At 66.9% G+C, this 19377-nt stretch carries 22 protein-coding genes; 8 read left to right on the top strand and 14 right to left on the bottom strand.

What is annotated here, in order from left to right; genetic code table 11:
- The first annotated feature begins 67 nt into the window (after positions 1 to 67).
- Positions 68 to 643, top strand: coding sequence for a retropepsin-like aspartic protease family protein (locus CXR42_RS03480; protein WP_103256103.1), 576 nt, complete (start codon positions 68 to 70; stop codon positions 641 to 643).
- Positions 644 to 671: 28 nt separating this feature from the next.
- On the opposite strand, the gene CXR42_RS03475 is transcribed toward CXR42_RS03480, so the two are convergent.
- The 10 genes from CXR42_RS03475 to argC form a co-directional block, all read right to left on the bottom strand.
- Complete coding sequence (locus CXR42_RS03475; protein WP_103256102.1) at positions 672 to 872, bottom strand: hypothetical protein; 201 nt, start codon at positions 870 to 872, stop codon at positions 672 to 674.
- Between the two features lie 11 nt (positions 873 to 883).
- Positions 884 to 1516 carry an SMC-Scp complex subunit ScpB gene (gene scpB / locus CXR42_RS03470; RefSeq protein ID WP_103256101.1) on the bottom strand — a complete coding sequence of 211 codons (633 nt, stop codon included), beginning with the start codon at positions 1514 to 1516 and terminating at the stop codon, positions 884 to 886.
- Positions 1513 to 2298, bottom strand: a complete 786-nt coding sequence (locus CXR42_RS03465; RefSeq protein WP_103256100.1) for a segregation and condensation protein A — start codon at positions 2296 to 2298, stop codon at positions 1513 to 1515. Before CXR42_RS03465 ends, scpB begins: the two co-directional genes overlap by 4 nt.
- A complete protein-coding gene (locus CXR42_RS03460) occupies positions 2291 to 3277 on the bottom strand; it encodes a glycoside hydrolase family 3 N-terminal domain-containing protein (protein ID WP_103256099.1) in 987 nt (328 codons plus the stop codon). The genes CXR42_RS03465 and CXR42_RS03460 overlap by 8 nt, the downstream gene beginning before the upstream one ends.
- On the bottom strand, positions 3274 to 4215 hold the full coding sequence (locus tag CXR42_RS03455) for an SPOR domain-containing protein (protein WP_103256098.1): 942 nt from the start codon (positions 4213 to 4215) through the stop codon (positions 3274 to 3276). Before CXR42_RS03455 ends, CXR42_RS03460 begins: the two co-directional genes overlap by 4 nt.
- A 72-nt stretch (positions 4216 to 4287) precedes the next feature.
- Complete coding sequence (gene argS / locus CXR42_RS03450) at positions 4288 to 6033, bottom strand: arginine--tRNA ligase (RefSeq protein WP_103256097.1); 1746 nt, start codon at positions 6031 to 6033, stop codon at positions 4288 to 4290.
- Between the two features lie 112 nt (positions 6034 to 6145).
- Positions 6146 to 6622 (bottom strand): holin family protein, encoded by a 477-nt coding sequence (locus tag CXR42_RS03445; RefSeq protein WP_103256096.1) that lies wholly within the window; start codon positions 6620 to 6622, stop codon positions 6146 to 6148.
- A gap of 4 nt (positions 6623 to 6626) precedes the next feature.
- Positions 6627 to 7238 (bottom strand): holin-associated N-acetylmuramidase, encoded by a 612-nt coding sequence (locus CXR42_RS03440; protein WP_103256095.1) that lies wholly within the window; start codon positions 7236 to 7238, stop codon positions 6627 to 6629.
- Between the two features lie 69 nt (positions 7239 to 7307).
- On the bottom strand, positions 7308 to 7763 hold the full coding sequence (gene ccmE / locus CXR42_RS03435) for a cytochrome c maturation protein CcmE (RefSeq protein ID WP_103257000.1): 456 nt from the start codon (positions 7761 to 7763) through the stop codon (positions 7308 to 7310).
- A 170-nt stretch (positions 7764 to 7933) separates the two neighbouring features.
- A complete protein-coding gene (gene argC / locus CXR42_RS03430) occupies positions 7934 to 8962 on the bottom strand; it encodes an N-acetyl-gamma-glutamyl-phosphate reductase (protein ID WP_103256094.1) in 1029 nt (342 codons plus the stop codon).
- A gap of 127 nt (positions 8963 to 9089) precedes the next feature.
- Here argC and CXR42_RS03425 point away from each other — a divergent pair, with 127 nt between their 5' ends.
- The 4 genes from CXR42_RS03425 (at position 9090) to CXR42_RS03410 (ending at position 11471) form a co-directional block, all read left to right on the top strand.
- Positions 9090 to 9398 carry a hypothetical protein gene (locus tag CXR42_RS03425; RefSeq protein WP_103256093.1) on the top strand — a complete coding sequence of 103 codons (309 nt, stop codon included), beginning with the start codon at positions 9090 to 9092 and terminating at the stop codon, positions 9396 to 9398.
- A 56-nt stretch (positions 9399 to 9454) separates the two neighbouring features.
- Positions 9455 to 9808, top strand: a complete 354-nt coding sequence (locus CXR42_RS03420) for a RidA family protein (RefSeq protein WP_103256092.1) — start codon at positions 9455 to 9457, stop codon at positions 9806 to 9808.
- Positions 9809 to 9945: 137 nt separating this feature from the next.
- The gene (locus tag CXR42_RS03415) at positions 9946 to 10296 is read left to right on the top strand and encodes a hypothetical protein (protein WP_103256091.1); all 351 of its coding nucleotides are present in this window, start codon (positions 9946 to 9948) and stop codon (positions 10294 to 10296) included.
- Positions 10296 to 11471, top strand: coding sequence for a hypothetical protein (locus CXR42_RS03410; RefSeq protein WP_103256090.1), 1176 nt, complete (start codon positions 10296 to 10298; stop codon positions 11469 to 11471). Before CXR42_RS03415 ends, CXR42_RS03410 begins: the two co-directional genes overlap by 1 nt.
- Here CXR42_RS03410 and pgi read toward each other — a convergent pair.
- The 4 genes from pgi to CXR42_RS03390 form a co-directional block, all read right to left on the bottom strand.
- Positions 11468 to 13066, bottom strand: a complete 1599-nt coding sequence (gene pgi, locus CXR42_RS03405; RefSeq protein WP_103256089.1) for a glucose-6-phosphate isomerase — start codon at positions 13064 to 13066, stop codon at positions 11468 to 11470. The two genes, CXR42_RS03410 and pgi, sit on opposite strands and share 4 nt — an antisense overlap.
- 1 nt (position 13067) lies before the next feature.
- Positions 13068 to 13739, bottom strand: coding sequence for a 6-phosphogluconolactonase (gene pgl / locus CXR42_RS03400; protein WP_103256088.1), 672 nt, complete (start codon positions 13737 to 13739; stop codon positions 13068 to 13070).
- Positions 13739 to 15190 carry a glucose-6-phosphate dehydrogenase gene (gene zwf, locus CXR42_RS03395; protein WP_103256087.1) on the bottom strand — a complete coding sequence of 484 codons (1452 nt, stop codon included), beginning with the start codon at positions 15188 to 15190 and terminating at the stop codon, positions 13739 to 13741. The genes pgl and zwf overlap by 1 nt, the downstream gene beginning before the upstream one ends.
- A 96-nt stretch (positions 15191 to 15286) precedes the next feature.
- Positions 15287 to 15751: a lytic transglycosylase domain-containing protein gene (locus CXR42_RS03390; RefSeq protein WP_103256086.1), complete on the bottom strand. Its 465-nt coding sequence runs from the start codon at positions 15749 to 15751 to the stop codon at positions 15287 to 15289.
- A 184-nt stretch (positions 15752 to 15935) separates the two neighbouring features.
- On the opposite strand from CXR42_RS03390, the gene CXR42_RS03385 reads away from it, so the two are divergent.
- From CXR42_RS03385 to CXR42_RS03375, 3 genes are read left to right on the top strand one after another with little or no spacing between them, the layout of a single operon-like run.
- Positions 15936 to 16460: an SRPBCC family protein gene (locus CXR42_RS03385; RefSeq protein WP_103256085.1), complete on the top strand. Its 525-nt coding sequence runs from the start codon at positions 15936 to 15938 to the stop codon at positions 16458 to 16460.
- A 34-nt stretch (positions 16461 to 16494) separates the two neighbouring features.
- Positions 16495 to 16980, top strand: a complete 486-nt coding sequence (locus tag CXR42_RS03380) for a (2Fe-2S)-binding protein (protein WP_103256084.1) — start codon at positions 16495 to 16497, stop codon at positions 16978 to 16980.
- 20 nt (positions 16981 to 17000) lie between these two features.
- The gene (locus CXR42_RS03375) at positions 17001 to 19370 is read left to right on the top strand and encodes a xanthine dehydrogenase family protein molybdopterin-binding subunit (RefSeq protein WP_103256083.1); all 2370 of its coding nucleotides are present in this window, start codon (positions 17001 to 17003) and stop codon (positions 19368 to 19370) included.
- Positions 19371 to 19377 lie beyond the last annotated feature (7 nt).

Here is a 19377-nt window from a genome sequence, read left to right as displayed (position 1 = left end):
CTTGAGGACATCCGACCCTTTCCAAGCCGCCGCCCTGCCCCCATATCTTGCGAAACCGGAGGTTCGGATGGACGGTGAAACCCTGGCCCGCGTGGGCTATCTGGCGATCATCCTGGTCGCGCTTGGCGGCTGGGTCTTGGTCGAGTTTCGCCAGCGTATGGGCCAGGCGCTGCGCATGGCGATGGCCTGGGGCCTGATCTTCGTGGGCGTCGTGGCCGGTTACGGGCTTTGGGGCGACATCCGCAATGATGTGATGCCGGTGCAGGCCGTGGCGCAGGACGGCACGGTCGAGGTGCCGCGCGCCTCGGATGGGCATTACTATCTGACGCTGACGATCAATGGCACCCCGGTCCCCTTCATGGTCGACACCGGCGCCAGCGGCATGGTTCTGGCCCGTCAGGATGCCGAGGCGCTGGGGATCACCCACGACAGCCTGATGTTCCTGGGCGAGGCCTTTACTGCCAATGGCGTGGTCCGCACCGCGCGGGTCACGCTGCCGCTGGTGCAACTTGGGCCCTTCGAGAACCGGGATTTCCGCGCCTTCGTGACCGAGGGCGAGATGAAGGGCTCGCTTCTGGGGATGGAATATCTGGACCAGTTCCGCATGGAATTTGCCGGCAACCGGCTGATCTTGCGACAGTAGCCTGAGAAGATCGCCGCAACCCCCTGAATTACTTCATGAAACGCCGGCCAATCCGCGCGGCTTTCTTGGCCTTGTCGGCCATTTCCTTGGCGGATTGCGCGCGCTGGCGATCCTCGGGCGTAAGTGTGGCCGGGGACTTGCCGCGCCGCGCCGCGAAATCGATGCCCTTGTTCACCGCTTTGCGCAGGAACATCCGCGTCACCATGTTGATCAGCCGATTCCAGTCCATTGCGGTCTTTCCTAATCCTCGAACAGCTCACTTTGTCCGGCCTGCACGCCGTCGTCATCATCTGGGGTGGCGGATTGCCCCGGCAAGGGGCGGCTGTCCAGAAGCCCCGCTGCGCGCAACTCTTTCAGGCCCGGCAAGTCGCGGGCGGATTCCAGGCCGAAATGGTCCAGGAACTGTTCCGTGACCACAAAGGTCACTGGCCGGCCCGGCGTCATCCGCCGGCGGCCCAAGCGAATCCACTCCAACTCCATCAGTTGGTCAACGGTGCCCCGGCTGACCGCAACCCCGCGGATTTCCTCGATTTCCGCGCGAGTCACCGGCTGGTGATAGGCAACGATGGCCAGGGTCTCGATCGCGGCGCGCGACAGTTTCCGCGTCTCGACCGTCTCGCGCTGCATCAGGAAGCCAAGGTCGGGCGCGGTGCGGAAGGCCCAGGCGTCGCCGACCTTGACCAGGTTCACCCCCCTGCCCTCGTACCGCTTGCGCAGGTAGACCAGCGCCTCGGCCGGGTCGGCGCCATGCGGCATCCGCGCCTCAAGTTCAGCCACGGTGACGGGCTCGGCGCTGGCAAACAGGATCGCCTCGACCATCCGTTCCTGCTCGCCCATCGGGGGGGCGTCGAACAGGCTTTGTTCCTCGCTCATGCGTCCCTCCGGCGAAGTTCGATGGGCGCGAAGGTCTCGCCCTGACGCAGGGTGACCTGGCCGCGCTTGGCCATCTCCAGCACCGCCGCGAAATGCGCCGCGAGTGCCGAGCGGCGGGCCATCGGCGTCACGTCCCAGCCTTCGGGCAGAAAGCTGGTCAGGCTGGCCCAATCGCCGGCATAGCCGATCAGGCCCCGCATCCGGTCCAGCGCCTGTTCCATGGTGTAGACATGCTCGCGGTCCAGGACAAAGGGGCGGAATTCATCCTTGGTGCGGATTTGGGCATAGGCGCGCATCAGGTCCAGAAGCGTGGCCGTCCAGGTCACCTTGCGGTGATGCGTCATGTCCTCGGGCAGGCCCCGGGCAAAGAAGTCGCGGCCCTTCTGGTCGCGCGCCATCAACCGGGCCGCCGCATCGCGCATCGCCTGCAGGCGTTCCAGCTGAAAGGCCAGGTGCGCGGCCAGATCCTCGGCGCTTGGTCCCGCCTCGCCGGGTTCGGGCGGCAGCAGGAGGCGCGATTTCAGGAACGCAAGCCAGGCCGCCATCACCAGGTAATCCGCCGCAAGTTCGATCCTTAAGGTCCGGGCGCGTTCAACGAAACCCAGGTACTGCTCGGCCAGTTGCAGGACCGAGATCTTGCGCAGGTCCACCTTCTGCGTGCGGCTCAGCGTCAAAAGAAGGTCCAGCGGCCCCTCGAACCCGTCCACATCGACGATCAGCGCCTCGGCCGCCAGCCGTTCCTCGGGCGCGATGCGTTCAGGCTGGTCCCAAGGGTCAGCCATCCAGAGCCTCCAGCGCCTGGGCCAGGCTGAGGCCCGCCGCAGGTCGCGCGGCCAGCGCAGCGCGGGCGCGGTCCAGGGCGGCCGGACCCATCTGCCCCGCTGCGGCGGCGACCTCCTGCATCTCGGCCAGGTCGCCCTTGCAGTGCAGCGCGATGTCGCAGCCGGCAACCAGGCTGCGCGCGGTGCGGTCGGCCAGCGTTCCCGCCAGCGCCTGCATGTTCAGGTCGTCGGTCATCAAGAGGCCCTGAAACCCGATCTCCTCGCGGATCAGGCGGATCATCACGGGCGATTGCGTCGCCGGCTGGTCGGGGTCCAGCGCCTGGAACACCAGATGCGCGGTCATCGCCATCGGCAGGTCGTTCAACGCCCGGAACGGCGCGAAATCGACGGCACGCAGCGCCTCAAGCCCCAGATCCACCACCGGTAGGTCCAGGTGCGAGTCGACATGCGACAGGCCATGTCCGGGAAGGTGCTTCAGCACTGGCAGGACGCCCGCCGACAGCAGCCCGTCGGCCACCGCGCGGGCGACAAGGGCGACGGTTTCGGGATCGGTCCCGTAGCAGCGGTTGCGAAGGAAAGGATGCGTGCCGTCCCGCGCCACGTCGGCCAGGGGTGCGCAGTTCGCGTCGATCCCGACCGCGCGCAGTTCCGCCCCGATGACTGCCATCCGGCGGCGCATCCGCTCGGCAGCGGTCGCCGGGTCAGCCAGCACCGTGTCCAGGGGCGGCTCCCACTCGCGCCAATGGGGCGTGCGCAGGCGCTGGACGCGGCCGCCCTCTTGATCCACCAGGATCGGCGCGTCGCGGCCGACGGCGTCGCGCAAGGATGCGGTCAGGCGCGCAACCTGTTTCGGCGCCTCGATATTCCGCGCGAACAGAATAAAGCCGAACGGGTCCGCCTCACGGAAGAAGGCGCGTTCCTCTGGCAACAGCGCCGGACCCGCGCAGCTGAAGATGGTCGCGCCGCGACCCAGGCTCATCGCTGCGGGACCGGGATGCAGGTGGCACTTTGCGCAACGAAGGCCGAGCAGAAGCGGCGCGCGTCGGCCTCGTCGTCGAACCCGTGGGCGCGCAGGCGATAGAAGGTGCGCCCGCCGCTTTCGGCCGGTTGCAGCACCATGCCCTTGCCCCCCATCAACTCGCCGAACTGGCCAGACAGCCGCACCCATTCCGCCCGCGCCTGATCCTCGGTGTCAAAGGCGCCGAACTGGACCAGCCGCGTACCGGCCGGGATCGTCGCGGGGTCGATCTCGTTCGGGGCCTCCAACGCCACGGCGGGTTGCGGTTCAGGCGCGGCGCGGCTGCCGGGGCGCGCCTTCGGGCGGGGCGAGACGGCCATCGCGCCCGCAGGCACCGGGTCCTGCACCACGTCCGGCAGGGCGGCGACCGGCTCCAACGCCTCGGGCGGGATCTCGCCCAGAGCTTCAGCCAGGGCCGCGTCGATCGCCACCTCGGTCGGGCTGGCGCTTTCGGTCGGCGGGGCGGCGGCAACGGCAAGGTCGGCGGCCGAGGCTGGCGCGGCGACAGCAGTCGCAGCCGCAAGCTCGGGCGGCAAGGGCGACAAGCCCGCCAGGCCCGCGGTATCCTCTTCGGCCAGGTCCACCGGACGCGGGGCAAGGATCAGCTTTTCCGGCGGCGGTGCGGCCACGCCGACCGCAGCCACGGTGTTCACCGCCAGGCCCTGGTGATCAGCAATCTCGCCCCCCGGGTCAGCCGGCGCGATGCGCATCGGCCCCTCCAGCGCCTGGATCACCGGCACGCCGCGCACATCCCGCACCGCAAGCTGATAGCCCCAGACCCCCATGCCCACGACCAGCGCCACCGAGGCCACGGCCCCGGCAAGGGTCACCAGCCGGGCCGCCTTCGGGCCGGCAGTACGGCCATAGCCCTGAAGCCCGTCAAAATCCGCATCCGCCATCTGCTGCCCCTGCCTGCGGGACGGTTCGTCCGTCCCTGCATTCACGCCTCACACCCGGCGGGTCGCCATTCGTCAGCGCATTTCCTCGACCGGGGTAACGCCAAGGATACCAAGACCGGCGCAAATAACAACGCCCACAGCGCGTGCGAGGGCGATTTTTGCCGTCGAAACCGCCGCATCCTCTTGCAGGAAGCGCAAGGAGTCGTCGTCATTGCCCTTGTTCCACAGCCCGTGGAAGTCCGAGGCCAGCTCGTACAGATAGAAGGCAACGCGGTGCGGCTCGTGCCCCTTGGCGGCGATTTCGACCAGCCGGGGCCATTCGCCCAGCTTGCGGATCACCTCCAGCTCGGCCTCATGCCCCAGATGCACCAGATGTGCCGCCGACAGGGCCGCATCACTGACATCAAGGCTTGCGTCGCTGCGCGCTTTCCGCAGGATCGAATTCACCCGCGCATTGGCGTATTGCACATAGAAAACCGGGTTGTCCTTCGACTGTTCGGTCACCTTGTCAAAGTCGAAATCCAGCGCCACATCGTTCTTGCGCGTCAGCATCACAAAGCGCACCACGTCCGGCCCGACCTCGTCGATCAGATCGCGCAGGGTGACGAATGTCCCCGCCCGCTTCGACATCTTGACGATCTGGCCGCCTTTCAGAAGCTTGACCAGCTGGATCAGCTTGATGTCCAGCGTGACGCGGTTCTCGGACAGGGCGCTGACCACCGCCTTCAGCCGTTTGACATAGCCGGAATGGTCCGCGCCGAAGATGTTGATCAGCTCATCAAAGCCGCGCACGACCTTGTTGTAGTGATAGGCGATATCGGGCGCGAAATAGGTCCACGCGCCATCGGATTTCTGCACCGGCCGATCCTGATCATCACCAAAGGCGGTGGAGCGGAACAGGGTCTGCTCGCGCGGCTCCCAATCCTCGGGGGCCTTGCCCTTCGGCGGCTCCAGCGTGCCCGAGTAGATCAGGTCCAGCGCCCGCAGCCGTTCCAGCGCGGCCTCGATCTGGCCGGTGCCGTACAGGGCCTTCTCCGACGAATAGACGTCCATCTCGACGCCAAGCGCCGCCAGATCCTCGCGGATCATCGCCATCATCATGTCGGTGGCAAAGACCCGCACATCGGCCAGCCAGACGCTTTCCGGCTGGTCCAGAAGGCTGGCGCCGTACTTGTCCTTCAGCGCGGTCCCCACCGGGATCAGATAGTCGCCCGGATACAGCCCTTCGGCAATCTCGGGCGACAGGCCATGCGCCTCGCGGTAGCGTTCAAAGGCGCTGCGGGCCAGCACATCGACCTGCCCGCCGCCGTCGTTGATGTAGTATTCGCGCGTCACCTGATAGCCCGCAAAGGCCAGCAGCGCCGCCAGCGCGTCGCCGACGACCGCGCCGCGCGCATGGGCCACATGCATCGGGCCGGTCGGGTTGGCGCTGACGAACTCCACGTTCACCCGGCGCCCCTGCCCCAGGGTCGAGCGGCCGTATTGCGTGCCCTGCACCAGCACTTCGCGCACCAGCCCTTGCCAGGCGGCGGGCTCCAGCCGCAGGTTCAGGAACCCCGGCCCCGCCACATCGGCCCCGGCGATCCGGGGATCGGCCATCAGCCGGGCCGCCAGCGCATCGGCAATCGCGCGCGGCTGCATCCCGGCCGGCTTCGCCAGCACCATCGCCGCGTTGGTCGCCATGTCGCCATGTCCCGCATCGCGCGGCGGCTCTACGGCCACGCCGGCCAGGTCCAGGCCCTGGGGCAGCGCGCCCTCGGCCATCAGGGCCTGCAATTCGGCCACCACAAGCTCACGGATATCGGCGAACAGGTTCATTTGATCACATCCTCTTAGCCCCTTGGCCATGCCAGAGGCCCGCTCAGAGGTCAAGGATCGGCGGGTCAAGGATCGGGGTTCAGGGATCGACGGTCAAGGCTTGGCGGCGGGGTCAGCCCCGCCGCCATTCGTCCAGCGCCGCATTCTCCTCGGGCACCGCCCCCGACGCGGTAAAGGGCGAGATCACCGCCCGGTTGCGAAAGTAATGCGTTTCGCGCGCCCCGAAGTAGAAAGCGACGATCGCGCCCAGCAACCACCACAGCGGCTCGGGCACCGCGTTCAACCCAACCATCCGCTTGGCAAAGGCCTCGGGATCGACCATCGCATAGGTGAAAAGCCCCAGCGTCCCGAAGGCGAGGCAAGGCCGCGGCAGGCGGTTCAACCCGTTCACCATCCGGTCGAACCAGCTTAAGGCCGGATGCTGATACTCCTCGCCCAACTGCCGCAAGGCCGCCATCTGCGCCTCGGCCGACAGTTCCATCCGCTTGGTGGCCGAAGGAATGAACACCTCCGCCACACCCTGCGCCGCCTCGCCCAGGGCCGAGACCGCCGCCGGGGTCCCGATCAGCTTGCCGATCACTCCCCCCATCCCTTCACCCCCATGCCGCCACCCGCGCCCGGTGCTGCGCCTCGGTCAGGTGATACTTCGGCGAGATGAATTCCTCGGCCCGGGTGATCCAACCGCCCTTTCCGCCATCCTTGCGGCGGGCGAACTTGCGGCTGGCCGGGCGCTTGTCGGCAATCGCGTAGTAGTAGTTCCGCCGCGCGATCCCATAGGCATCGACCAGATGCGACGGTGCCGCCTCATGCGCCATCTGCGCCGCGCGGATCGTCTGCGGCCCGATTTGCCCGTCCGGGTCGCAGGGAAAGCCCATGTCGGTCAGCAGCCGCTGCAGGATCTTCACCGCGTTACCGCCGGCGTTCACATACATGTCGAACAGGCTGGCCTGCAGCGCCTCGGGCAGGGCCGCGATGCCGGGGCGGGTGTAGTAATGCTCCAGGTAAATCTCGACCGCCTGTTTCCGGGTCAGGGCCTTCACGTCCGCCACATCGATCCGCGTATCGCGGTTCACGTCGATGCCAAGGCGCCGCAGCGTGTGGATCGTCACCCCGTGATTGGTCGCGCCACCGGGATCGTCCGGATCATCGACAAACCCACCCTCGCGCCCCACGATCTCTGCGGCAATCTGACGAACATCCGGCATCGGCACCCCCGTTCAACCCGGGGACAGCCTTGCAAACCGCGGTTAACGCGGCCTCTGCACAGCGCGCGGTCAGCTTTCCGGCGGGGCGTTGGGGTCGACGTAGACGCCCTGCTCTTTCAGCGCGTCGACCACTTCCTTCGGCATATAGGTCTCGTCATGCTTGGCCAGCACTTCGGTGGCGACGAAGGTTTCGCCCTCCATCCGTCCCAGCGCCACCATCCCCTGCCCTTCGGCGAACAGGTCCGGCAGGATGCCGTTATAGCGCACCGGGACCGTCGCATTGGTGTCGGTGACAGCAAAAGCGACCTCGGTCCCCTCGCCCCGGATGATCGAGCCTTCGACTACCAGCCCGCCAATGCGGAAGGTTTCGCCCGTTTCCGGGGGTTCCGACAGGACCTGGCTGGGCGAGCGGAAGAAGTTGATCCCGTCGCGCATCGCATAGCCGACCAACCCCGTGGCGCCGATCAGTGCCACGGCGGCCAGCGCAACGATCTGGATGCGCCGCTGCTTCTTCAGCCCTTTCAGGCCCCGGAATTCCTTCTTCTCGACCATCGCCCGCATCCTTTGCCGTTCCCCGGCCTATGCCATGTCCAAGGTGGGGATGCCTTGACCCGCGTCAAGTCCCGTTCCTAGATCACTTCATCACCCGCCGATGCCCCCGCGAGGAGACGTCGAAGACGCACGACGAGCCGGCCTTACGGAAAGACCGGCGCCAGCATCAGCCCTTCGGTCTCGGGCAGGCCCAGCATCAGGTTCGCGTTCTGGATCGCCTGGCCCGAGCTGCCCTTGGTCAGGTTGTCCAGCACCGCCACCACCACCGCCCGGCCCGGGGTCCGGTCGCCGATCACGCCCAGATGGCAGAAGTTCGACCCGGCAATGTCGCGGGTGGACGGCAGCAAGCCGAATGGCAGGACGCGCAGGAAGGGCTCGTTTTCATAGGCCTTTTCAAGGGTCTGATGCACGATCTTCGCGTCGCCCTTGACATAGACCGTCGCCAGGATGCCCCGGTTCATCGGCAGAAGATGCGGCGTGAACTGCACCTGCACCGGCCGCCCGGCGACCTTGGAAAACTCCTGGTCGAACTCGCCCAGATGCCGGTGCTTGCCGCCGGCCGAATAGGCATGGGTGCCGCCCGACAGCTCGGCATGCAGCAGGTTTTCCTTCAACGACCGCCCCGCGCCCGAGACCCCAGCCTTCAGGTCGATCAGGATATCGTCCAGATCGATCACCCCCGCCGCGATCAATGGCCGCAGCGCGAATTGCCCGGTCGCCGCATTGCAGCCCGTGCCGGCGACCAGCCGCGCTGCCTTGATCTCGTCGCGGTAGAACTCGGTCAGGCCATAGACCGCTTCCTTCTGGATCTCGACCGCCGTGTGCGGCTGGCCATACCACTTGGCATATTCCGCCGGGTCGCGCAGGCGGAAGTCGGCGCTCAGGTCCACGATCCGCAGATTGCGCGGCAGCTTGGCGATCACCTCTTGCGTGGTCGCATGCGGCAGCGCGCAAAAGCACAGGTCCACGGTCGAAAAATCGATCTCGTCGATCTTCACCAGCCGGGGCAGGTCCAGATGCCGCAGGAAGGGGAACACCTCGGCCATCGACATGCCCGCCTTGCGGTCGGCCGACAGCGCCACGATCTGCATCGACGGATGCGTCGCGATCAGGCGGACAAGCTCGGCCCCCGTATAGCCCGAGGCCCCGAGGATGGCGATGCGATGGGTCATGGTCCTGCTCCCATGGAGTGAAACGGGAACTCTTTGCGCCGATGCGGGGGGCATTGCAAGTCCGCATCCGCTTGCCGCGCGCCTCGGGCCTTGCTAGGCAGGCGGCGTCCCAGCGAAAGGCGCGACCATGCGGATTGCCCCGGCCCTTCTGATGCTTCTGCCGCTTGCGGCCTGCACCGAACCCGCGCCGCCCGTGGAACCCTATCCCTTCGTCGGCAGCTGGGATTGCGGCGTGGCGGTGTTCAGCTTCACCAACACCACCTACAACAACGGGTCCGAGACCTATCGCATCCTTGCCGTCGATCAGGACACCGACAACTACACCCTGTTCATCGAGGGCGGCTATCGCATCGGTCTGGCGTTGGTCACCGACACGGGCATGACCTGGGTCTCCGGCACCACGGGCGACCAGTTCGACTGCGCCCGCGTGAACTGACTTCCGTTCGGCCCTGCGACCGGCTAATCGGCAAGCAGCAACAACGGAGCATCCCCATGAACAGCGACATCACCCGCTACGGCACCGGCCCCCGCATGTCCGAGGCCGTAGCCTTCAACGGCATCCTCTGGGTTGCCGGTCAGGTCGGCCAGCCCGGTGCCGGCGTGGCCGAGCAGACCCGCCAGTGCCTGGCCGAGGTCGACCGCATCCTTGCCGCCGCCGGCATCGACAAGACCCGCATCCTGTCGGCGCAGATCTGGCTGGCCGACATGGCCACCTTCGCCGAGATGAACTCGGTCTGGGACCAGTGGGTCCCGCAGGGCCACACCCCGGCCCGCGCCACCGGCGAGGCGAAGCTGGCCACCCCCGACTACAAGGTCGAGGTCATCGTCACCGCCGCCCTCAAGTAAGGCGGCTGAAGCACCTTTGGGGGTCGGGGAAACCCGACCTCTCACCCGTATGGGGTATGCGCCCCGAAGGCCCCCTGCGCTAGGACCGACGAAGGGGGCAACACGCCCCTGGTTGCAAACATTCCAGAGGCTTGCAGATGTCCCCTCCCCCGTCCCTCCTGACCCGCAGCTTTCTTGTCGGCGTGCTGGTCCTCTCCACCGCCTACGGCGCCTCGGCGCTGACGGTAAAGCGCACGAACCAGCTGATCGACGGCACCTATGTCCCGGTCCTGGTCGTCCGGCATGACGGCCAGACCTTCGTCCACCAGATCGGCGAGGACGGGCTGACCCGCGCCATCCTTTTCAACCGCGCCAAGGCGCTGGCCTGGGCCAAGGCGAAATACGGTGCCATGGCCACCGATGTCACACCGGGCGAAGGCGGCGACGGCATGGCATCGATTGGCGATGACGACGACGATGATGACGACGACGGCGGCGCCACCGGCTGATGCAGGCGCTTCTGGCGAACGAGGCGGGCGGCGGGCGTGGTCATGTCACAACGCTGGCCGCCGCCGCCCGCGCGCTGCCACCGGGCATGCCGTGCCTCGCCGCCCTGGGCCGCCTGATCTATGCCGATGAGTTGGCGGGTCTCGCCGATCCGATCGTCAAGGCCCCGCTCCTTGCGCGACCCCGGGACATGGTCCACCCGCTTGGCCTTCTCGGCGGCGCGACCTGGGGCGATGTGCTGGCCCAGATCGGGCTGGCCGACCCGCACAAGGTCGCCCGCGGCCTTGCCTTCTGGCGCAGCCTGATCGTCGAACACGACGTCTCGCTTCTGATCGCCGATTTCGCCCCGCTTGCCGTCCGCGCCGCCCTCGCCTTGCGAGATGAGGGCTGGGCGATCCGTATCGTCACCCTTGGCACCGGATATACCTCGCCCCCTGCGGGCCTGGACCGTTTTCCGGTGCATCTGCCCGACTTCAGCCGCGTGACCCATGCCGAGGATGCGACCTGCGCCACGCTGAACCAAGACCCCGACCTGTCGCCCCTGCCCCGCCTGACCGCGCTTTATGACGTGGACCGGCCGCTGGCCACCACCTTCGGCTTCCTTGACCCCTACGCCCGCCCCGCCCACGACCGCATTCCGCCGCTGGTCCCGGCCTCACGCGATCTGGCCAGCGACGACGGCATCTTCGTCTACTTCTCCACGGCCGAGCTGACCGACCCCGCCCTTGTCGCAGCCTTGGCCGCCCTGCCCCAGCCACGCCGGGGCTACATCCCCAGCGCCGCGCCCGAGGTCCGTGACCGCCTTGCCGCCTCGGGGATGGAGGTTCTGGACCGCCCCGCCAGCGCCGACGAGATTGCGCAATATGCCCGCCTGATCGTCCATGCCGCCCCGCACGGCACGACCTGCCTTGCCGCGCTGGCCGGGGTGGCGCAGTTCGGTGTGCCGCAGCACCTGGAGCAGCTTTTCAACGCCCGCAAGGCCGCAGACGCGGGCATCCTGACCCACGCCATGCGCGGCGACCCCGACCTTGCCGACCGGATCAGCGCCGCCTATTCGGACGTAAGACTAACCAACCGCGCCTGCGACCTTGCCCGCAACCTGCGCGCCAGCCATCCAGCCGATCCCCTGGCCCCCCTGGCCCACATCCTGGCCAAGGAAGCGCAGGCCCTGACCTAGCCCCGCAGGAACCCGACCAAAGCGGCGGTAGAGCCGTCCTTGCCCTCGACCCCCGCCGTACCTTCCAGCACCGGCTGCAGGGCCAGCGCCAGTTCCTTGCCCAACTCCACCCCCCACTGATCGTAGGAGTTCACGCCCAGGATCACGCCCTCCACGAACACCCGATGCTCATAAAGCGCGATGATCTGGCCCAGCACGAAGGGGGTCAGTTGGTCATAGGCCAGCACGGTGGAGGGCCGGTTGCCCGGGAACACCCGATGCCGCGCCTGACGCTCCAACTCGGCCCCGGTGGCCCCCTTCTTCGACATGATCGACCGCGCCTCGTCCAGGGACCGCCCGCGCAGCAGCGCCTCGGCCTGGGCCAGGCAGTTCGACACCAGCAAAAGATGCTGATGCGCCAGATCAGGCTCATGCCCGCGCCGGGCAACCAGGAATTCGCATGGCACCACCCGCGTGCCCTGATGGATCAGCTGGTAAAAGGCGTGCTGGCCGTTGGTCCCCGGCTCTCCCCAGACCACGGGGCCAGAGTGGGTTTCCAGGTCCGACCCGTCCACCGCCACGCGCTTGCCGTTGCTTTCCATCTCCAGCTGCTGCAAATATGCAGGAAGCCGCGCAAGCCGTTGATCATACGGCAAAACCGCCCGCGTCGCATAGCCGCACAACTGGTTGTGCCAGATGCCGACCAGCGCGAGCAGCACCGGCATGTTGCGGGCAAAGGGCGTGCCGAGGAAATGCGCATCCATCGCCCGGCCACCGGCCAGGAATTCGTCAAACCGCTCGGGCCCCACGGCGATCATCAGCGCAAGGCCGATTGGCCCCCACATCGAATAGCGACCGCCGACCCAATCCTCGAATCCGAAAACCCGTGCAGGATCAATGCCATATGCGGCGGTCTTGTCACCGGCGGTGGACACGGCCGCGAACTGCGCCGCGGGGTTCGCCACCTTTTCCGCCATCCAGCGCCGCGCGGTGTCGGCGTTGGTCATGGTTTCGATGGTGGTAAAGGTCTTGGAGGCGACGATCACCAGCGTCGTTTCCGGGTTCAGCCCCTTCAGCGTGTCGGCGATATGCGCCCCGTCCACGTTCGAGACGAAATGACAGCGCGGCCCGTCGGCATAGGGCGCCAGCGCCAGATAGGCCATTGCCGGGCCAAGATCCGACCCGCCGATCCCGATATTGACGACATCGGTGATCCGGCCGCCCTGCCCGGTAAAGACACCGTCGCGAACGTCGCGGGCAAAGGCGGCGCAGGTCGCGCGGATGCGGCGCACCTCGGGCAGCACGTCCTGGCCATCGACCGGGATCACCGCGCCATCCCCGGCGCGCAGCGCAACATGCAGGACCGCGCGCCCCTCGGTGTCGTTGATCTTCTGGCCGCCGAACATCGCCGCGCGCTTTTCCGCCACGCCCGAGACTTCGGCCAGCCGCACCAGCGCATCGCGCGTCGCCGCGTCGATGTTGGTCTTGGCATAGTCGAACAGCATCCCGTCCGCCTGGACCGAGAACTCCGCCGCGCGGCTTTCGTCAAAGAGATCAAGGATATGCCGACCCTTGTTCAGGTCGTGCAGCCGCTGCAACTCAGCCCATTTCGTCATGTCATTCCGCCCAATGCACAGTTGCCGTATCAAGGACCACGCGCACCGGCGCTTCCTCGGGGGTCAGGGTCATGGCGCGCTCCAGCGCGGCGCGCTTCTCGACCCCGGTGATCAGGATATGCGTGTTGAAGGCCCCGCGCAGGACCGGCGCGGTCAGGGTCACGCGCGGCTCGCCCGCCGCCTCGGCCCGCATCGGCAGAAGCAGCGGCGCATTCGGCGCCAGCGCCTCGGCCAGACGGTCGGCACCGGGAAACAGGCTTGCGGTATGCATGTCCGCCCCCATGCCCAAAAGCAGGACCGAGATCGGCAGATGCGGCCGCAGCCCATCCTCCAGCGCCGGCAGCATCTCCTCCGGCGTCTCGGCGGGGGCATAAAGCGGGATCAGCCGCGCCTGTGCCGCCCGGCCCCGGATCAGCCTTTCGCGCAAGAGCCGCGTGTTCGACCGGTCCGAGGTTTCGGGCACCCAGCGTTCGTCATTCAGCACCACCGCGACAGTGGCCCAGTCGATATCCACCCCCGACAGCGTGTCGAAGATCGGCCCCGGCGTCGTCCCGCCCGGCACTGACAGCGTGGCCTTGCCATCCCGGCGCAGGAAATCGGCCAACTGCCCGGCGATCTTGTTCGCCAGGCCCAGCATCAGCATTTCCCGGTCGGGATAGGTTTCCAGCTGCATCAGCGAATCTCCCGCCAGCGCCGCCCATCGCGGTGCATCAGCATCAACGCATCCTCTGGCCCCGAGGATCCGGGGTCATAGGTCTGCGGCTTGTCGCCCCGCGCTTCCCAGCCCTGGATGATCGGGTCGGTCCAGGCCCAGGCGGCCTCGACCTCGTCGCCGCGCATGAAGAGGGTCTGGTTGCCGCGGATCACGTCCATGATCAGCCGTTCATAGGCGTCGGGCGTATCCTCGGCATCGTCGCCCAGGACGGCGGCAAAGGACATGTCGAGGGGAACCTGCATCAGGCGCATGCCGCCCGGCCCCGGCTCCTTGATCATCACCATCAGGTTCATGCCCTCATTCGGTTGCAACCGGATGACCAGCACGTTCTCGTGCCAGCCCTTGGCATCGTCAAAGATCGCATGCGGCGGTTGGCGGAAGGTGATGGCGATCTCGCTGGAGCGCGCGCGCAGCCGCTTGCCGGTGCGCAGGTAGAACGGCACCCCCTGCCAGCGCCAGTTCGAGATGGCGACCTTCAGCGCGATATAGCTTTCCGTCCGGCTGGCCGGGTTTTCCGAATGCGCGACATAGCCCGCCTCGCCCCCGCCCGCGCCATATTGGCCGCGCACGATATCCTCGGCCGCCACCGGCTTCAGCGCGCGGATCACCTTCAGCTTTTCGTCCCGCACCGCGTCGGGGTCGAAGTGATAGGGCGGCTCCATCGCGATCAGGCACAGAAGCTGCATCAGGTGGTTCTGCACCATGTCCCGCATCGCGCCCGACTTGTCGTAATAGGCGCCACGGCCGTCCACGCCCACGGTTTCGGCCACCGTGATCTGGACGTGGTCGATGTATTCGGCCTTCCACAACGGCTCGAACAGGATGTTGGCAAAGCGCACCGCCATCAGGTTCTGGACCGTTTCCTTGCCCAGGTAATGGTCGATCCGGTAAATCTGCGCTTCGGTGAAATGCCGCGCCAGCACCTCGTTCAACGCGCGCGCGGATCCAAGATCCCGGCCAAACGGCTTTTCCACCACGATCCGGCTCCAGGCGTCGGCGATGCTGTGGTCGTGCAACCGGCTGGCCAGATCGCCGAACAGGCTGGGCGCGACCGAGAAATAGAAGGCCCGCACCACGTTCTCGCGCATCAGCCCCTTCAGCGCCGCCCAGCCGTTGGTCCCCGTCGCGTCGATCGCGACGTAGTGCAGCCGCTCCAGGAACCCCGCGATGGCGGCCTTGTCCTGACGGTCCTTCGGGACGAACTCGGCAATCGCCTCGGCCACCTGCTCGCGCCAGGCCGCATCGGTCAGGTCGGCCCGCGCGGCGCCGATGATGCGGCTTTCGGCGGGCATCTGCCCCGCAAGGAAGCGCCGGTATAGCCCCGGCAGGATCTTCCGCCGTGCCAGATCCCCGGTGCCCCCGAAGATCACCAGATCGAACACATCCACCGGAATGACACGCGAGACCATCGGGCACCTCCTCGACGCGCTGTGTTAGCGCTAACGGCGGCCTTCTACAGCCTGCGCCCGCCCATGTCTAGCATCCCCGCGCCCCGGACGGAACCATCAGGTCCGCAGCCCGGTCTCTTCCAACAGGCCCTTGCGCTTGGCCTCATAGTAATAGCCGCGCGCATACCACATCACGGCCTCTTCCTCATTGCCATCGGCCACCAGCCAGGCCCCGCGCAAGTAGCGCCCGGCATAGCGCAGGTTGGTCTCGGCATCCAGCAACCCCTCGGGCGCGCCGCGATAGCCCATGGTCTGCGCGGTCTGCGGCAGGATCTGCATCAGCCCATAGTACGGCCCATTCCGCGCCCCTGGATTATAGCCGCTTTCGCGCTGGATCACCCGGTGCAGCAGGCTTTCCGGAATGTCATGCTCCTGGGCCGAGCGTCGGACCAGCGCCATCATCTCGGGCGTGGCACCGGGCTGCATCGGCGCACGGCTGACCTCGGGCGCGGGCTTGCGTCCGCAGGCGGACAGGGCGGCGGCGGCAGTCAGAAGCAGCAAATGACGACGGGAAACAGGCATCCAGACACTCCGGCAGATCTGCCGCAAGGATTAGGCCGCCCGCGCCCGGCCTGCAAGACCGCCACCCGGCGATGCGCGCCCTTCCCCGGTGCTGGCAGGAAATTGAGCAAAGACCCGCGAAATTCCTGCTGGATTGCGTGCGGTTTCGCATAGTCTTGCCCATACGGAAGGGGGGAATCGTCCAATGCAGATGAGCGACAGCCGCGAAATCGCCGCCCCGCCCGCCATCGTCTGGCAGGCGATCCTGGACCCCGACGTGCTGCGCGCCTGCATCCCCGGCTGCGAAAGCCTGTCGGGTTCGGTGGCCGAAGGCTATCAGGCGGTCGTCAAGCAGAAGGTCGGCCCGGTCAGCGCCACCTTTACCGGCGTGGTGCAGATCACCGATATCGTCGAAGGCCAGTCCCTGCGCATCTCGGGCGAAGGCAAGGGCGGGGTCGCGGGCTTCGCCAAGGGTGGCGCCGACATGGCGCTTGAACCCAGCGAGGCCGGCACCCGCCTGACCTATACCGTCGATGCCTCGGTCGGCGGCAAGATCGCCCAGCTTGGCAGCCGCATCATCGACGGCTTTGCCCGCAAGCTGGCCGACGAATTCTTCACCCGCTTCCAGGATGCGGTCGAAGGCCCGGAAGAGGAGCCGGCCCCGACCGAAGCAGAAGCGGCCGACGCAGCCCCGAAGAAGGGCTGGTTCAAACGCATGATCGGGGGGTGACCCCCTACCCAGGGAAATCCAAGGGAGGAGAGGAATGACCAAAGTCAGCATGACCGTGAACGGCCGCACCGTTTCCGGCGAGGCCGAGGGGCGCACGCTCCTGTCCAGCTTCCTGCGTGAAGGGTTGGGCATGACCGGCACCCATATCGGCTGCGACACCAGCCAGTGCGGCGCCTGCGTGGTGCATGTGAACGGCCAGGCGGTGAAAAGCTGCACCGTCTTTGTGCAGGACGTGGCCGGGTCGGATGTGCGCACCATCGAAGGAATGGCGAACGCCGACGGCTCGCTTTCCGTGATCCAGCAGGCGTTCCAGGACCACCACGGCCTGCAATGCGGCTTCTGCACGCCGGGCATGGTGATGTCGGCGGCGGCCCTGCTGAAGGAAAACCCCACACCCACCGAATCCGAGGTGCGCCACTACCTTGAAGGCAACATCTGCCGCTGCACGGGCTACCACAACATCGTCAAGGCGGTGCTGGCGGCCAGTGGCCAGGACGTCTCGAAAATCGCAGCCGAATAACCAGAACAAGGGAGGACGACATGCCGAAAGACGGAGGCATCGGCGCCAGCACCAAGCGGCGCGAAGACGTACGGTTCCTGACCGGAAAGGGCCGCTACACCGACGATATCAACATCCGGGGCCAGCTTTACGCCCATTTCATCCGCAGCCAGGTCGCGCATGGCACGATCCGCAAGATCGACACCCGTGACGCCGAGGCGATGCCGGGCGTGGTCAAGGTGTTCACCAGCGCCGATTTCACTGGCGTCGGGGGGATTCCCACCGGCTGGCAGGTGACCAGCCGTGACGGCCAGCCGATGCTGGAACCGAAGCATCCCGTCCTGGCCGAAGGCAAGGTGCGCCATGTCGGCGACCCGATCGCCGTTGTCGTGGCTGAAACGCTGGACCAGGCGCGCGACGCGGCCGAAGCGGTCGAGATCGACATTGATGAACTTCCCGCCGTCGTGGACATGAAGGCCGCCGTCAAGGGCGGGCCGCTGGTGCATGACGAGATCGGCTCGAACCTGTGCTACGACTGGGGCTTTGTCGAGGAAAACAAGGCCGCCGTGGACGAGGCGTTCAAGAAGGCAGCCCATGTCACCACGCTGGACCTGGTGAACAACCGCCTGATCGCCAACCCGATGGAACCCCGCGTCGCCGTCGGCGATTATGAGGACCACTCGGGCCAGCACACGCTTTACACCACCAGCCAGAACCCCCACGTCATCCGCCTTCTGATGGGCGCCTTCGTCCTGGCGATCCCGGAACACAAGCTGCGCGTCGTGGCCCCCGATGTGGGCGGCGGCTTTGGCTCGAAGATTTACCACTACGCGGAAGAGGCCTTCGTGACGAAGGCCGCCCAGATCCTGAAGCGCCCGGTCAAGTGGACATCGTCCCGGTCCGAGGCGTTCATCTCTGACGCGCAGGGCCGCGACCACCTGACCCGCATCCAGCTTGCGCTGGACGCCGACCACAACTTTACCGCGCTGCGCTGTGAAACCTACGCCAACATGGGCGCCTACCTGTCCACCTTCGCGCCCTGCATCCCGACCTGGCTGCACGGCACGCTTCTGGCCGGCAACTACAAGACCCCGCTCGTCTACACCAACGTCAAGGCCGTGTTCACCAACACCGTCCCGGTCGACGCCTACCGTGGCGCCGGCCGGCCCGAGGCGACCTTCCAGCTAGAGCGCGTGATCGACATGGCCGCGCGTGAGCTTGGGGTCAGCCCCGTCGAACTCCGGCGGAAGAACTTCATCCAGCCCGACCAGTTCCCCTACCAGACCCCCGTCGCCGTGGTCTACGACACCGGCAACTATCAGGCGACGCTGGATAAACTGCTGGACCTCTCCGACCACGCCGGGTTCGAAGCCCGCGCGGCCGAGTCCAAGGCCCGCGGCAAACTCCGCGGCTTCGGCCTTGCGCATTACATCGAGGCCTGCGGTATCGCGCCCTCGAACCTTGTCGGCCAACTCGGCGCCCGGGCGGGCCTTTACGAATCCGCCACCGTCCGCGTCAACGCAACCGGCTCGATCACCGTCTTCACCGGCAGCCACAGCCACGGCCAAGGCCACGAGACGACCTTCGCCCAAGTCATCTCCGAGATGATCGGCATCGATGCCTCCCAGGTCGACATCGTCCACGGCGACACCTCGAACTCGCCGATGGGGATGGGCACCTACGGCTCGCGCAGCCTGGCCGTCGGCGGTTCGGCCATGGTCAAGGCCACCAACAAGATCATCAACAAGGCCAAGAAAATCGCCGCCCACCTGATGGAGGCCTCCGAAGCTGACATCGAACTGAAAGGCGGCAAATTCACCGTGGCGGGAACCGACAAGGAGAAATCCTGGGTCGACATCACCCTCGCCGCCTATGTCCCGCACAACTACCCGCTGGAGTCCATGGAGCCGGGGCTGGAGGAGACGGCCTTCTACGACCCCTCCAACTTCACCTACCCCGCCGGCGCCTATGGCTGCGAGGTCGAGGTTGACCCCGACACCGGCAAGGTCACGATCCTCTCCTTCACCGCCGCCGACGACTTCGGCAATGTGGTCAACCCGATGATCGTCGCCGGCCAGGTCCACGGCGGGCTGGCGCAGGGCATCGGCCAGGCCATGCTGGAAAACTGCGTCTTTGACGAAAACGGCCAGCTTCTGTCCGGCTCGTTCATGGACTACGCCATGCCGCGCGCCGATGACGTGCCGTTCTACAGCGTGGACCACAGCTGCGCCACGCCCTGCACCCACAACCCCCTGGGCGTGAAGGGCTGCGGCGAGGCGGGGGCCATCGGCTCGCCCCCCGCCGTCGTCAACGCGGTGCTGGACGCACTGCACCGCGGCGGCTTCACCCATGTCACCCATATCGACATGCCCGTCAGCCCCTCGCGGGTCTGGCAGGCGATGCACGGCTAAGGAGAGG

The organism is Tabrizicola aquatica (genome assembly GCF_002900975.1).
In the GTDB taxonomy this organism is placed as follows: domain Bacteria; phylum Pseudomonadota; class Alphaproteobacteria; order Rhodobacterales; family Rhodobacteraceae; genus Tabrizicola; species Tabrizicola aquatica.
Note: the sequence above shows the minus strand (reverse complement) of the source record. Positions and strands in the feature narration are given on the sequence as shown.

Bases quoted from the DNA above. Each gene is read 5' to 3' on its own strand.
- CXR42_RS03480 (WP_103256103.1), top strand. From the start codon at position 68: ATGGACGGTGAAACCCTGGCCCGCGTGGGCTATCTGGCGATCATCCTG.
- CXR42_RS03475 (WP_103256102.1), bottom strand. From the start codon at position 872: ATGGACTGGAATCGGCTGATCAACATGGTGACGCGGATGTTCCTGCGC.
- scpB (WP_103256101.1), bottom strand. From the start codon at position 1,516: ATGAGCGAGGAACAAAGCCTGTTCGACGCCCCCCCGATGGGCGAGCAG.
- CXR42_RS03465 (WP_103256100.1), bottom strand. From the start codon at position 2,298: ATGGCTGACCCTTGGGACCAGCCTGAACGCATCGCGCCCGAGGAACGG.
- CXR42_RS03460 (WP_103256099.1), bottom strand. From the start codon at position 3,277: ATGAGCCTGGGTCGCGGCGCGACCATCTTCAGCTGCGCGGGTCCGGCG.
- CXR42_RS03455 (WP_103256098.1), bottom strand. From the start codon at position 4,215: ATGGCGGATGCGGATTTTGACGGGCTTCAGGGCTATGGCCGTACTGCC.
- argS (WP_103256097.1), bottom strand. From the start codon at position 6,033: ATGAACCTGTTCGCCGATATCCGTGAGCTTGTGGTGGCCGAATTGCAG.
- CXR42_RS03445 (WP_103256096.1), bottom strand. From the start codon at position 6,622: ATGGGGGGAGTGATCGGCAAGCTGATCGGGACCCCGGCGGCGGTCTCG.
- CXR42_RS03440 (WP_103256095.1), bottom strand. From the start codon at position 7,238: ATGCCGGATGTTCGTCAGATTGCCGCAGAGATCGTGGGGCGCGAGGGT.
- argC (WP_103256094.1), bottom strand. From the start codon at position 8,962: ATGACCCATCGCATCGCCATCCTCGGGGCCTCGGGCTATACGGGGGCC.
- CXR42_RS03425 (WP_103256093.1), top strand. From the start codon at position 9,090: ATGCGGATTGCCCCGGCCCTTCTGATGCTTCTGCCGCTTGCGGCCTGC.
- CXR42_RS03420 (WP_103256092.1), top strand. From the start codon at position 9,455: ATGAACAGCGACATCACCCGCTACGGCACCGGCCCCCGCATGTCCGAG.
- CXR42_RS03415 (WP_103256091.1), top strand. From the start codon at position 9,946: ATGTCCCCTCCCCCGTCCCTCCTGACCCGCAGCTTTCTTGTCGGCGTG.
- CXR42_RS03410 (WP_103256090.1), top strand. From the start codon at position 10,296: ATGCAGGCGCTTCTGGCGAACGAGGCGGGCGGCGGGCGTGGTCATGTC.
- pgi (WP_103256089.1), bottom strand. From the start codon at position 13,066: ATGACGAAATGGGCTGAGTTGCAGCGGCTGCACGACCTGAACAAGGGT.
- pgl (WP_103256088.1), bottom strand. From the start codon at position 13,739: ATGCAGCTGGAAACCTATCCCGACCGGGAAATGCTGATGCTGGGCCTG.
- zwf (WP_103256087.1), bottom strand. From the start codon at position 15,190: ATGGTCTCGCGTGTCATTCCGGTGGATGTGTTCGATCTGGTGATCTTC.
- CXR42_RS03390 (WP_103256086.1), bottom strand. From the start codon at position 15,751: ATGCCTGTTTCCCGTCGTCATTTGCTGCTTCTGACTGCCGCCGCCGCC.
- CXR42_RS03385 (WP_103256085.1), top strand. From the start codon at position 15,936: ATGCAGATGAGCGACAGCCGCGAAATCGCCGCCCCGCCCGCCATCGTC.
- CXR42_RS03380 (WP_103256084.1), top strand. From the start codon at position 16,495: ATGACCAAAGTCAGCATGACCGTGAACGGCCGCACCGTTTCCGGCGAG.
- CXR42_RS03375 (WP_103256083.1), top strand. From the start codon at position 17,001: ATGCCGAAAGACGGAGGCATCGGCGCCAGCACCAAGCGGCGCGAAGAC.